The organism is Morganella morganii (assembly GCF_019242955.1).
GTDB classification, from domain to species: Bacteria; Pseudomonadota; Gammaproteobacteria; order Enterobacterales; family Enterobacteriaceae; genus Morganella; species Morganella sibonii.
Map to the genome: position 1 here is coordinate 627,359 of NZ_CP066129.1, position 12,844 is coordinate 640,202.

At 52.9% G+C, this 12,844-nt stretch carries 11 protein-coding genes; 6 read left to right on the forward strand and 5 right to left on the reverse strand.

The window, feature by feature from the left end; genetic code table 11:
• The first annotated feature begins 1 nt into the window (after window position 1).
• The 5 genes from lpxB to tilS are packed head-to-tail and all read left to right on the forward strand — an operon-like array spanning window position 2 to window position 7,606.
• Window positions 2-1,156, forward strand: a complete 1,155-nt coding sequence (lpxB, locus tag JC793_RS02780) for a lipid-A-disaccharide synthase (RefSeq protein WP_218427427.1) — start codon at window positions 2-4, stop codon at window positions 1,154-1,156.
• Window positions 1,156-1,752, forward strand: a complete 597-nt coding sequence (gene rnhB, locus JC793_RS02785) for a ribonuclease HII (RefSeq protein ID WP_218427428.1) — start codon at window positions 1,156-1,158, stop codon at window positions 1,750-1,752. Before lpxB ends, rnhB begins: the two co-directional genes overlap by 1 nt.
• A 10-nt stretch (window positions 1,753-1,762) precedes the next feature.
• Window positions 1,763-5,242: a DNA polymerase III subunit alpha gene (gene dnaE / locus JC793_RS02790; RefSeq protein WP_166707005.1), complete on the forward strand. Its 3,480-nt coding sequence runs from the start codon at window positions 1,763-1,765 to the stop codon at window positions 5,240-5,242.
• 12 nt (window positions 5,243-5,254) lie between these two features.
• Window positions 5,255-6,214 (forward strand): acetyl-CoA carboxylase carboxyl transferase subunit alpha, encoded by a 960-nt coding sequence (gene accA / locus JC793_RS02795; protein ID WP_166707006.1) that lies wholly within the window; start codon window positions 5,255-5,257, stop codon window positions 6,212-6,214.
• A 9-nt stretch (window positions 6,215-6,223) separates the two neighbouring features.
• A complete protein-coding gene (gene tilS / locus JC793_RS02800) occupies window positions 6,224-7,606 on the forward strand; it encodes a tRNA lysidine(34) synthetase TilS (RefSeq protein ID WP_218427430.1) in 1,383 nt (460 codons plus the stop codon).
• Here tilS and rof read toward each other — a convergent pair.
• Entirely contained in the window at window positions 7,584-7,850 is a 267-nt protein-coding gene (gene rof, locus JC793_RS02805; protein WP_046892795.1) for a Rho-binding antiterminator, read from the reverse strand. The genes tilS and rof overlap by 23 nt on opposite strands.
• Window positions 7,851-8,118: 268 nt before the next feature.
• On the opposite strand from rof, the gene nlpE reads away from it, so the two are divergent.
• The gene (gene nlpE / locus JC793_RS02810; RefSeq protein WP_046892806.1) at window positions 8,119-8,778 is read left to right on the forward strand and encodes an envelope stress response activation lipoprotein NlpE; all 660 of its coding nucleotides are present in this window, start codon (window positions 8,119-8,121) and stop codon (window positions 8,776-8,778) included.
• 73 nt (window positions 8,779-8,851) lie between these two features.
• On the opposite strand, the gene proS is transcribed toward nlpE, so the two are convergent.
• The 4 genes from proS to JC793_RS02830 all read right to left on the reverse strand — a co-directional run bounded on the left by proS (window position 8,852) and on the right by JC793_RS02830 (window position 12,799).
• A complete protein-coding gene (proS, locus tag JC793_RS02815; protein WP_107680623.1) occupies window positions 8,852-10,573 on the reverse strand; it encodes a proline--tRNA ligase in 1,722 nt (573 codons plus the stop codon).
• A 119-nt stretch (window positions 10,574-10,692) separates the two neighbouring features.
• Complete coding sequence (tsaA, locus tag JC793_RS02820) at window positions 10,693-11,400, reverse strand: tRNA (N6-threonylcarbamoyladenosine(37)-N6)-methyltransferase TrmO (protein ID WP_218428330.1); 708 nt, start codon at window positions 11,398-11,400, stop codon at window positions 10,693-10,695.
• Complete coding sequence (rcsF, locus tag JC793_RS02825) at window positions 11,393-11,803, reverse strand: Rcs stress response system protein RcsF (protein ID WP_052926363.1); 411 nt, start codon at window positions 11,801-11,803, stop codon at window positions 11,393-11,395. The genes tsaA and rcsF overlap by 8 nt, the downstream gene beginning before the upstream one ends.
• Window positions 11,804-11,983: 180 nt before the next feature.
• A complete protein-coding gene (locus JC793_RS02830) occupies window positions 11,984-12,799 on the reverse strand; it encodes a MetQ/NlpA family lipoprotein (protein WP_107680621.1) in 816 nt (271 codons plus the stop codon).
• Window positions 12,800-12,844 lie beyond the last annotated feature (45 nt).

Sequence of the window (12,844 nt, forward strand, 5' to 3'; positions counted from 1 at the left end):
CATGTCGGTATCACCTCGTCCGCTCACGATAGGTATTGTCGCCGGAGAAACCTCCGGTGACATTCTCGGTGCAGGGTTAATGCGTGCACTGAAAGAAAAATATCCGGATGTTCGTTTCATGGGGGTTGCCGGTCCGCTGATGCAGGCGGAAGGCTGTGAAACCTGGTATGAAATGGAAGAACTGGCGGTGATGGGCATTGTGGAGGTGCTTGGCCGCCTGCCGCGCCTGCTCTCCATCCGCCGTGATCTCACCCGGCGTTTCCGTGAACTCAAACCGGATGTCTTTGTCGGCATTGATGCACCGGATTTTAATATCACCCTGGAAGGGCGGTTAAAATCTTCCGGGATCAAAACGATCCACTATGTCAGCCCGTCTGTCTGGGCGTGGCGGCAAAACCGGGTCTTTAAGATTGCCAAAGCGACTAATCTGGTGCTGGCTTTCCTGCCGTTCGAAAAAGCGTTTTACGATAAATACAATGTGCCGTGCCGTTTTATCGGGCATACCATGGCAGATGCACTGCCGTTACAGCCGGATAAAGCCGCAGCGCGTGATGCTCTGGGGCTGGAACAGTCCGCGCCGTGTCTGGCAATGCTGCCGGGCAGCCGCCATGCGGAAGTCTCGATGCTCAGCGGTGATTTCCTGAAAACCGCGCAACTGCTGCGGCAATCACTGCCGGATTTACAGATTGTGGTACCGCTGGTGAATGCGAAACGCCGTGCCGAATTTGAAGCTATCAAACAGGAAATTGCACCGGAACTGGATGTGCATCTGCTTGACGGCCGTGCCCGTGACGCGATGATTGCCTCGGATGCCGCACTGCTGGCATCAGGTACGGCGGCACTGGAGTGCATGCTGGCAAAATGCCCGATGGTGGTGGGCTACCGTATGAAGCCGTTTACGTTCTGGCTGGCAAAACGGCTGGTCAAAACCCCGTATGTGTCGCTGCCTAACCTGCTGGCCGGACGCGAAATTGTACCGGAACTTTTACAGGATGAGTGCCGCAGCGATCTGCTGGCAAATGCACTGCTGCCGCTGTTGCAGGGCGGAGAGGCAGTGGATAAACTCAGAGAAACCTTCCTGGAATTACATCAGAAAATCCGTCTTGATGCGGATAATCAGGCCGCACAAGCCGTATCAGATATAGCGAGTAATTAATGGATTTTGTTTATCCTGACGCGGCACTGATTGCCGGTGTCGATGAAGTCGGCCGCGGGCCGCTGGTCGGCGCGGTGGTGACCGCCGCCGTTATCCTTGATCCGCAAAACCCGGTTGTAGGTCTGGCGGACTCCAAAAAACTCACCGAAAAGAAACGTGAGCGGCTGTTTGCTGAAATTCAGGAAAAAGCACTGTACTGGAGTATCGGCCGTGCGGAAGCCGCTGAAATTGATCAGATCAATATCCTGCAGGCCACATTCCTGGCCATGCAGCGGGCGGTGGCCGGATTACCGGTGTGTCCGGGATTTGTGCTGGTGGATGGTAATAAAGCGCCGGATTTCGGTGTTCCCGCTCAGGCGGTGATCAAAGGTGACGGACTGGTACCGGAAATCAGTGCGGCATCGATACTGGCAAAAGTCACGCGGGATCGTGAAATGGCGGAGCTGGATAAACTATTTCCGCAGTACGGATTTGCAAAACACAAAGGTTACCCGACGGCGCTGCATCTTGAGATGCTGGCGCAGTATGGCGTGACAGAGCATCACCGAACCAGTTTCGGCCCGGTCCGCCGTGCGCTGGCCGGTATCAGTCAGTGAGGATGGCGTAATGGCGGAACCGCGTTTTATTCATCTTAATATTCACAGCGACTATTCCATGATCGACGGGCTGGCGAAAACCGGGCCGCTGGTCAAAAAAGTGGCGTCGATGAATATGCCGGCGATGGCGATTACGGATTTTACCAACCTGTGCGGGCTGGTGAAATTTTACGGCAGTGCGCACGGCGCCGGGGTGAAACCGATTGTCGGCGCGGATTTCCTGATGGAAAGCGAACTGCTGGGTGACGAACTGGCTTCGCTCACGATTCTGGCACGCAATAACACCGGTTATCAGAACCTGACCCTGCTTATCTCAGAAGCCTACCAGAATGGCTACGGTGCGCAGGGGCCGACCATTCAGCGCGACTGGCTGGTTAATCACAAAGACGGGTTGATTATTCTCTCCGGCGGACGTAAAGGGGATGTCGGTAAATTTCTGCTGCGCGGTAACAGCGTGCTGGTGGATCAGGCGCTGGAATTCTGGCAGACCCATTTCCCGGACAGCTTCTATCTGGAGCTTATCCGGACCGGCCGCCAGGATGAGGAAAGCTATCTGCATGCTGCTGTACAGCTGGCGACAGAGAAATCCCTGCCGGTGGTGGCGACCAATGATGTCCGCTTTATCAGCAGTGAAGATTTTGACGCCCATGAAATCCGCGTTGCTATTCACGATGGTTATACATTAGCGGACCCGAAACGCCCGAAACTCTACAGCCCTCAGCAATATCTGCGCAGTGAGGACGAGATGTGCGAGTTATTCGCCGATATCCCGGAAGCACTGCAGAACAGCGTCGAAATTGCTAAGCGTTGTAACGTCACTATCCGTCTCGGCGAGTATTTCCTGCCGCAATTCCCGACCGGAGATATGAGCACGGAAGATTATCTGGTCAAACGTTCGAAAGAGGGACTGGAAGAGCGCCTGGCGTTCCTGTTCCCTGACCCGGAAGTGCGTGCACAGCGCCGTCCGGAATATGACGAGCGTCTGGATATTGAACTGAAAGTGATCAACCAGATGGGCTTCCCCGGCTACTTCCTGATCGTGATGGAGTTTATCCAGTGGTCGAAGGATAACAATGTGCCGGTAGGTCCGGGACGTGGTTCCGGTGCCGGTTCACTGGTGGCGTACTCCCTGAAAATCACCGATCTGGACCCGCTGGAGTTCGACCTCCTGTTCGAACGGTTCCTGAACCCGGAACGTGTTTCCATGCCTGACTTCGACGTCGACTTCTGTATGGAAAAACGTGACCGCGTGATTGATCACGTGGCAGAAATGTACGGTCGTGATGCGGTTTCTCAGATCATTACTTTCGGTACCATGGCCGCAAAAGCGGTGATCCGCGATGTCGGTCGTGTACTGGGGCATCCGTACGGGTTTGTCGACAGGATCTCTAAACTGGTGCCGCCTGATCCGGGCATGACACTGGAAAAAGCCTTTGCGGCAGAGCCGCAGCTCGGCGAAGTGTATGAAGCTGATGAAGAAGTCAGGGCGCTGATCGACATGGCGCGTATCCTGGAAGGGGTAACGCGTAACGCCGGTAAACACGCCGGTGGCGTGGTGATAGCACCAACAAAAATTACGGATTTCGCGCCGCTTTACTGCGACCCGGAGGGGAATAACCCGGTCACTCAGTTTGATAAAAACGACGTGGAATATGCCGGTCTGGTGAAATTCGACTTCCTCGGCCTGCGTACGCTGACGATTATCGACTGGGCGCTGGGGATGATTAACCCGCGCAACGAGAAAAAAGGTAAGCCGCCGGTTGATATCGCGGCTATCCCGCTCGATGACCAGAAAAGCTTTGATATGCTGCAACGCTCGGAAACCACTGCGGTTTTCCAGCTTGAATCCCGCGGCATGAAAGATCTGATCAAACGTCTGCGTCCGGACAGCTTTGAAGATATGATAGCCCTGGTGGCACTGTTCCGTCCCGGCCCGCTGCAATCGGGCATGGTGGATAACTTTATCGACCGTAAACACGGACGCGAGGCTATCTCTTACCCGGATGTGGAATGGCAGCATGAGTCACTGCAACCGGTACTGGAACCGACGTACGGTATTATTCTGTATCAGGAACAGGTGATGCAGATTGCCCAGGTGCTGGCGGGCTATACGCTGGGCGGCGCGGATATGCTGCGTCGTGCGATGGGTAAGAAAAAGCCGGAAGAGATGGCAAAACAGCGCTCGGTATTTGAAGAGGGCGCAGTGAAAAACGGCGTGGATGCCGAACTGTCCATGAAGATCTTTGACCTGGTGGAAAAATTCGCCGGTTACGGGTTTAACAAATCTCACTCCGCCGCTTACGCGCTGGTTTCCTATCAGACACTGTGGCTTAAGGCGCACTATCCGGCTGAATTTATGGCCGCTGTAATGACAGCGGATATGGATAATACGGAAAAAGTTGTCGGGCTGGTGGACGAATGCTGGCGGATGGGGCTGAAAGTATTGCCGCCGGATATCAACAGCGGGCTGTATCACTTCCATGTCAATGATGAAGGTGAGATAGTCTATGGTATCGGCGCGATTAAAGGTGTCGGTGAAGGGCCGATTGAAGCGATTCTGGAAGCCCGTAAAGACGGACATTTCAAGGATATCTTTGATTTGTGTGCCCGCACTGATATCAAAAAACTGAACCGCCGCGTAATGGAAAAACTCATTATGTCCGGCGCGTTTGACCGGTTGGGTCCGCATCGTGCTGCGCTGATGTCCTCGCTGGAGGATGCGCTGAAAGCAGCGGATCAGCACGCCAAAGCGGAAGCCACCGGTCAGGCGGATATGTTCGGGGTACTGGCGGAGGCGCCGGAACAGGTGGAACGTTCCTATGCCAATATTCCGAAATGGCAGGAAGAAATTATCCTCGAAGGAGAGCGGGAAACGCTCGGGTTGTATCTTACCGGACACCCGATAAACCGTTATCTGAAAGAAATTGAGCGCTATACTCATGGCTTGCGCCTGAAAGATGTTAACCCGACGCCCCGCGGTCAGATGACCACGGTGGTTGGTCTGGTGCTGGCTTCTAAGGTGATTACCACCAAACGGGGAAACCGGATTGGTGTCTGTACCCTCGATGATCGTTCCGGCCGGCTGGAAATTATGCTATTTTCCGATGCACTGGAACGTTATCAGCACCTGCTTGAACAGGATCGCATTCTGATTGCCTCCGGGCAGGTCAGCTTTGATGATTTCAGCGGCGGGCTTAAAATGGTGGTCAGGGAACTGCTGGATATCAGCGAAGCACGCGAAAAATATGCACGCGGGCTTGCTATCTCGCTTACGGACAGGCAAATTGACGAACAACTGCTGCACCGGTTGCGCGGTGCACTTGAACCGCACCGCTCCGGGACAATACCGGTTCACCTTTATTACCAGAAGGACGATGCCAGAGCGCGGATGCGTTTCGGTGCCACCTGGCGGGTTACTCCGACCGATACCCTTCTGACAGATCTGCGGACTCTGCTGGGTAATGAGCAGGTAGAATTAGAATTTGACTAAAATAGGAACATTATGAGTCTTAATTTTCTGGATTTTGAACAGCCGATTGCCGAGTTAGAGGCGAAAATTGATTCGCTGACCGCGGTCAGCCGCCAGGATGAATCACTCGATATCAATCTTGACGAAGAAGTTGAACGCTTACGGGCGAAGAGTCTGGAACTGACACGTAAGATTTTCGCTGACCTGGGTGCATGGCAGATAGCTCAGCTGGCACGCCATCCGCGTCGCCCGTATACCCTGGATTACGTCAAACTGATCTTTACCGATTTTCAGGAACTGGCAGGCGACCGCGCATATGCGGATGACAAAGCGATTGTCGGCGGGATTGCCCGTCTCGACGGTCGTCCGGTGATGATTATCGGCCATCAGAAAGGCCGTGAAACCAAAGAGAAAATCCGTCGTAACTTCGGCATGCCGGCACCGGAAGGTTACCGCAAGGCGCTGCGCCTGATGGAACTGGCCGAACGCTTTAATCTGCCGGTGATCACCTTTATCGACACCCCGGGAGCCTATCCGGGCGTGGGTGCGGAAGAGCGCGGTCAGTCTGAAGCGATCGCCCGCAACCTGCGTGAAATGTCCCGTCTGAAAGTACCGGCTGTCTGTACTGTGGTCGGGGAAGGCGGTTCCGGCGGCGCGCTGGCAATTGCTGTCGGTGACAAAGTGAATATGCTGCAATACAGCACATATTCTGTGATTTCACCGGAAGGCTGTGCCTCTATTCTGTGGAAAAGCGCGGATAAAGCGCCAATCGCGGCAGAAGCAATGGGGATCACCGCTCCGCGTCTGAAAGAACTGAAACTGATCGACAATGTGATCCCTGAGCCGCTGGGCGGCGCGCACCGTGATTATGAAGCGGTTGCCGCATCCCTGAAAGCGCAGATCCTGTCTGATCTGGCAGAGCTGGATAAACTGGACAGCGAGTCGCTGGTGAATCGCCGCTATGAGCGCCTGATGAGCTACGGCTACTGCTGATAACCGGTTGTGGATACTGCCTTTTGTGAGTCACTGTCTGCCGTGTTCCGCCGGGTGTTTGCCTCCCAGCAGGCAATACTGGCGGGGCTGAGCGGCGGGCTTGATTCTGTTGTCCTGCTGCATGCTCTGCGGCAGTGGCAGGCTGCTGAACGTCCTGCGCTGCGGTTGCGGGCAGTCCACATTCATCACGGATTAAACCCGCTGGCGGATGGCTGGGCGGAGCACTGCCGGACATTCTGCGGGACACTGTCTGTTCCGTTTCAGGTGTGCCGCGTACAGGTGGATCCCCGTAAAAAAGGGATTGAAGCCGCCGCCAGAGATGCCCGTTATCAGGCATTCCGTGATGTGATCGCCCCGGATGAGGTGCTGGTGACAGCCCAGCATCTGGACGATCAGAGCGAAACCTTTTTTCTCGCCTTAAAACGCGGCAGCGGCCCTGCCGGTCTGTCCGCCATGCCGGAACAGATGCCATTTGGCCGTAATCTGCTGATCCGCCCGTTACTCACCTTCAGCCGTGCTCAGCTCGAGCAGTATGCGGCGTATCATCACCTTTCCCGGGTGGAAGATGACAGCAATCAGGATATCCGCTATGACCGCAATTTCCTGCGTCATGAGGTATTACCGCAACTGAATGCCCGCTGGCCGCATTTTGCGCAGGTGGTATCCCGCAGTGCTGCGCTTTGCGGCGAACAGGAAGCCCTGCTGGATGAACTTCTGCAACCGGAACTCACGCAGTTAACCGGTTCTGATAATGGCCTGTCTTTTATCCCGCTGCTCAGTGCCGGAACGGCAAAACGCAACGCGGTACTGCGCCGCTGGCTGAAACACTGTGGTGTGCAGATGCCGTCACAACACCAGCTGACACTGCTCTGGCAGGAAGTGGCACTGGCAAAAGCGGATGCCGAACCGGGTTACTGTCTGAAACCGGTCACTATCCGCCGCTACCGGAACAAACTGTATGTGACAGAGAAAACTGCCGGGTTATCAGCATATTGCCTGCCGTGGGATCTTCATTCTGCTTTGTCATTGCCGGATGATGCCGGAATTTTGCGGGTGACGGAAACGCTCAATCCGCAGGATGTGGTATCTGTGGTGCGCCCGCCGCGCCCGGATGAGCAGGTGACTGTCCGGTTCGGTTTGCAGGGGCATTATCATATCAGCGGGCGTGATCGCGGGCGTTCCGCCAAAAAGCTGTGGCAGGAATCCGGTGTTGCCCCCTGGCTGCGCGAACGTACACCGCTGCTCTGGTATAACGATACGCTGATTGCGGCGGTCGGGGTCTTTGTGACGAAAGAGGGGGAAACGGATGAGGCAGAACTGATGATTATGCAGGAAAAAAACAACCCCGCGGACGGGGTTGCAGAGTTATTCAGGACGGTGAGTGATCAATAACCACTGTTCCCAGGTCGGGATGACTGAAGCTGACAATGGCGTCCAGACGAAGCTCCCGTAATTCGTTGTCAATCGTGACAACAAGGTATTCCACTTTCTTCCGGAGCACCAAATCGGTCGCTTTTCCTGTCAGAACATCGCCCCCCTGTAAGGTCACTTCCAGTACCATATGATGCTGGCAGGCCAGTTCGAGGTTGTCATAGTCATCACAATTAATTGGTTGATATTCATTTTCTGCAGACATATTCCCTCACCATACTTTCGCTCGCGGTATCATCCGCGGATGGTTATTCAAATAGCCTCATCGCTCCGGGAAGACTATATCATAGTTATCATATTGGCTATTACTGATTACATTTTATTATCAGCAAAACATACTGTTTATCACTGTTTTGGATAAAATCATTGCCAATTTAAAAATAAAAATGCGTAATTGTCTGAAAACGTATGAATATACAAAAACTGACAATCCTTTTGCTAACATTACCTCATCAGATGTTCAGGGGGAATACATGAAAAATCTAACAAAACTCTTATTGGCAGCAGGTATTTTCAGCATTACGGCCTGTAGTTCGACAGTCGTTGTGCCACCGGCACCGGAAGTCCATGTTCTTGATCGTGCGTATAACGGCGTGGTTCCGTGTGCGGATTGCTCCGGCATGGATGTGACCGTTTTACTGGAAGGTGACGGCACTTATGTTATGCAGCGCACTTATCTGCAAACCCGTGACGGCAACCAGACCTTCTTTGAAACCGGGACCTGGGCGAAAGACGGCGAAAAACTGCGTCTGACCGATACCGCCGGGCAGCGTGCTTATTATGATCCGCAGGATAAATCGCTGGTGATGCTGGATATTGACGGCAATCCGGTTAAATCAGACATGAACTACACCCTGAAAATGGTGAAACCGTTACAGCTGAAAGGCGAATACCGCTATATGGCCGATGCGGCAACCTTTAAAGATTGTCAGACCGGCGTGGTTTACTCGGTGCCGGGCAATATTGGTTTAGAGCAGGGTTACGGTAAGCTGGGTGTCGAAGGCGGCAAACCGGTCTATCTGGAAGTGGAAGGGTATTACACCATCCGTCCGTCCATGGAAGACGGTCAGTTTGATCAGGCGCTGATTCAGACCGGTAAATCTGTACTGGATAAATCACGCAGCTGTCAGTAAGTTCTCCGGAATCCGGCAGAAATAAAAAAGGCTGAACAAATGTTCAGCCTTTTTGCATTCACCGCGCTGATAATCAGGCAGTAATGATTTTCTCTTTCAGCACACTGACAATATCATCCAGTGCGATCAGGGATTTATCTTCGCTGCGGCGGTATTTGTATTCCACCACACCGCTGTCGAGGTTACGATCGCCGATAACGATAGTATGCGGGATACCCATCAGTTCCATATCCGCAAACATCACACCCGGACGCTCTTTACGGTCATCAAAGATCACTTCAATACCCTGAGCGGTCAGGTCTGCGTAGAGTTTCTCCGCCACTTCTTTCACGCGGTAAGACTTGTGCATATTCATCGGCAGCAGCGCAACCTGGAACGGAGCAATGGCATCCGGCCAGATAATACCGCGATCATCGAAGTTCTGCTCAATCGCTGCTGCGACAATACGGGTCACCCCGATGCCGTAACAACCCATAAAGACGACTTCATTGTGACCGGCTTCATTCTGAACTGTCGCTTTCAGTGCTTCGGAATATTTTTTACCGAGCTGGAAGATATGACCGACTTCAATCCCGCGTTTGATCATCAGTGTGCCTTTGCCGTCCGGGCTCGGGTCACCGGCGACCACATTACGGATATCAGCGACTTCCGGCAGAGCGGCATCACGCTCCCAGTTGATACCGAAATAGTGTTTGCCGTCGATATTTGCACCGGCACCGAAATCACTCATCATGGCAACGGTACGGTCAGCCACCACCGGCAGCGGCAGATTAACCGGTCCCAGTGAACCCGGACCGGCATTCAGGGCTGCGCGGATCTCTTCTTCGGTTGCAAATTCCAGCGGAGCGGCAACCAGCGGGTGTTTTTCCGCTTTCACTTCGTTGAGTTCGTGATCGCCGCGCACCAGCAGTGCAACCAGTTTGTGACCGCTCTCTTTGCTGCCGTGAACGATCAGGGTTTTGACGGTTTTTTCAACCGGCAGATTAAACTGTTCAACCAGCTCCGCGATAGTTTTCGCGTTTGGTGTATCAACCAGTTCCATCGCTTTCTGCGGCGCAGGGCGCTCAGTGATATTGCAGACCGCTTCTGCCAGCTCAATATTGGCTGCGTAATCTGATTCAGAGGAGAAAATAACATCATCTTCGCCGCTCTGTGCCAGTACCTGGAATTCGTGGGATGCACTTCCGCCGATAGAGCCGGTATCTGCCATTACCGCACGGAAATCCAGCCCGATACGATTGAAGATCTTACTGTACGCCTGATACATCGTATCGTACGTTTCCTGGAGTGAATCCTGAGTCAGGTGGAAAGAGTATGCATCTTTCATGATAAATTCACGGGAGCGCATCACGCCAAAACGCGGACGAACTTCATCACGGAATTTAGTCTGGATCTGGAACACATTCAGCGGCAGCTGTTTATAAGATGTCACTTCGTTACGGATGATATCCGTGACCACTTCTTCGTGCGTAGGACCCAGTACAAACTGGCGATCGCCGCGATCGGTGATACGGAGCAGCTCCGGACCGTACTGTTCCCAGCGTCCGCTCTCCAGCCATAAATCTGCGGGCTGAACGACCGGCATGGAAATTTCCAGCGAACCGGCATTTTCCATCTCTTCACGCACGATCTTCTCAACTTTGCGTAATACGCGGACACCGGTCGGCATCCAGTTGTACAGACCTGAGGCAAGTTTACGGATCATCCCGGCGCGCAGCATCAGCTGATGACTGACCACTTCGGCGTCAGCAGGGGTCTCTTTCAGAGTAGAGAGCAGATATTGGGTAGTACGCATTATTTAGGTTCCATTAGAACGACAAACATGTCTTATCGCAGAGGTATTCTGCGCAGAAGTGAAATTAAGCCTGACAGTTTACCAGTGACTGCCGCGCCCCAAAAGAGGGGAATCGCGTTTTAGCGTTTTTCCAGACTGATGACTTCGGTTACGCCATCACGGATATGCCAGCGGACATTTAAATCCAGCAGGTGGACGGCATAGATTTTATCGTCAGCCTGTTGTTTTTTATACGCCGGGCGCGGGTCCTGCGCCAGTACCTGAGTGATAAAACGGGCCAGATCAGGATATTGTGCGGCCTGAGCCGTTATGAATTGCTGTGCCGCAGTACTGAATACGATCGGCATATCCGCCGGGGGCTCTTCCTGAGCAAAACCGGCCAGTGCTCCGGGGACGGATTCAGCATAAGGCAGATAGGGTTTGATATCCAGCACGGGTGTGCCGTTAAGCAGATCCAGACTACCGAGAGAAAGGTAGGCGGTATCGCCGTCGTAACAGACTTCTTTCAGTTCAACCAGCGACATTCCGATCGGATTCGGGCGGAAAGTGGAGCGGGTGGCAAACACGCCCATTTTGGCATTACCGCCAAGGCGCGGCGGACGTACGAGCGGACGCCAGCTGCCTGCCGGAATATCATGGAAGACAAAGATAACCCACACGTGACTGAATTGTTCCAGTCCGCGCACGCAATCGGCGTGATTATAGGGTGCAACAAAGTGCAGCTCCCCTGTTCCGTCCTCAACCAGCCCGGGCTGGCGCGGGATCGCAAATTTTTCCTGCCACGGTGAGCGGATAAAACCAACGGGGGAAAATGAAAACTCAGACATCATCAACCTTAATCGCAGTACCTTCACATACCGTCAGTTGCTTACAACCCTGCGCGGGTGTCACGGCACACTGATGGAGTAACACGGCATCTGCTTTCAGTTTTCCGGCCCGGTACAGCATTTGCTTCCGGGCTGCCGGAATACCGGACTGTGCAGATTTTGCCGCTTCCGGGCAATTCTGACCCAAAACCACGCCAAGGTCACGGAAAGGTTTACCCAGCAATTCTTCCGGGCGGGTATAGAGTTTGACGCGTGATGCTGCGGATGTTGATTTGGCTTTTTTACCGGCCGGTTTTTTCAGCCGCATATCGGCATATTGCGCTTGTTCCTGCTCAGAATGACTCTGACGGAAAGAACATCCCGCCATAAGAAGAGCAAGCAGGCTGATAATAAGCACTCGCATGGAAAGAAATCCTCTGGCTGTACAAAACAGAAAAGTAAGAGAAGATGAAGTATTATTATTTATAAGAGAGCATTTCATGTTCATAGCAAAACAAAAAGGGTGAACAATTGTTCACCCTCAGTGTAATATTCTTTGATTAAAGAGAAAAGGATTTAGAGGTTATTCTGAATTCCCTGTCTTTTACCAGCCTTTCACCGCACCGCCGTTGAAGACTTTATCTGCTTCGTTAAAGACTTCATCTGACTGATACGCCTGAACAAATTGTTTCACAGCTTCGCTGTCTTTATTATCTTCACGGGAGACAATAATGTTGACGTAAGGTGAATCTTTATCCTCGACAAATAAGCCGTCTTTAGCCGGGGTTAAATTGATCTGGCTGGCGTAGGTCGTGTTGATCACGGCCAGGTCGATCTTATTATCATCCAGTGAACGTGGCAGCTGCGGGGCTTCCAGCTCAATCAGTTTCAGACCTTTCGGGTTTTCAGCCACATCAAGAACGGTCGGCAGCAGACCGGTGCCTTCTTTCAGTTTGATCAATCCCTGCTTCTGTAATAACAGCAGTGAACGGCCGAGGTTGGTCGGGTCATTCGGCAGGGCGATTTGAGCACCGTCCTGTAATTCATCCAGTGATTTGATTTTCTTTGAATAACCGGCAATCGGATAAACAAAGGTATTACCTACAGTGGTTAACTTATAGTTACGATCTTTAATCTGCTGATCCAGGTACGGCTTATGCTGGAATGCGTTCAGGTCGATATCACCACGGCTGAGCGCTTCATTCGGCATGACATAGTCATTGAAAGTAACCAGCTCGACATTCAGACCGTATTTGTCTTTGGCAACTTTCTTCGCCACTTCCGCCACCTGCTGTTCAGCACCGACAATCACGCCGACTTTGACACTTTTCGGATCTTTTTCATTCTGTCCGCAACCCGCCAGTACTAATGAACCCAGCAAAGCCCCGGCAACGACAAGCGATTTTAATTTAAAAGCCATCTTTTCTTTCCTCGTTCTGTGTAATACGCGTTCGCAGTCAGTGCG

Coding starts and splice junctions, on each gene's coding strand:
- lpxB (WP_218427427.1), top strand. CDS start 2: ATGTCGGTATCACCTCGTCCGCTCACGATAGGTATTGTCGCCGGAGAA.
- nlpE (WP_046892806.1), top strand. CDS start 8,119: ATGAAAAATCTAACAAAACTCTTATTGGCAGCAGGTATTTTCAGCATT.
- rof (WP_046892795.1), bottom strand. CDS start 7,850: ATGTCTGCAGAAAATGAATATCAACCAATTAATTGTGATGACTATGAC.
- tsaA (WP_218428330.1), bottom strand. CDS start 11,400: ATGTCTGAGTTTTCATTTTCCCCCGTTGGTTTTATCCGCTCACCGTGG.
- dnaE (WP_166707005.1), top strand. CDS start 1,763: ATGGCGGAACCGCGTTTTATTCATCTTAATATTCACAGCGACTATTCC.
- accA (WP_166707006.1), top strand. CDS start 5,255: ATGAGTCTTAATTTTCTGGATTTTGAACAGCCGATTGCCGAGTTAGAG.
- JC793_RS02830 (WP_107680621.1), bottom strand. CDS start 12,799: ATGGCTTTTAAATTAAAATCGCTTGTCGTTGCCGGGGCTTTGCTGGGT.
- rcsF (WP_052926363.1), bottom strand. CDS start 11,803: ATGCGAGTGCTTATTATCAGCCTGCTTGCTCTTCTTATGGCGGGATGT.
- proS (WP_107680623.1), bottom strand. CDS start 10,573: ATGCGTACTACCCAATATCTGCTCTCTACTCTGAAAGAGACCCCTGCT.
- rnhB (WP_218427428.1), top strand. CDS start 1,156: ATGGATTTTGTTTATCCTGACGCGGCACTGATTGCCGGTGTCGATGAA.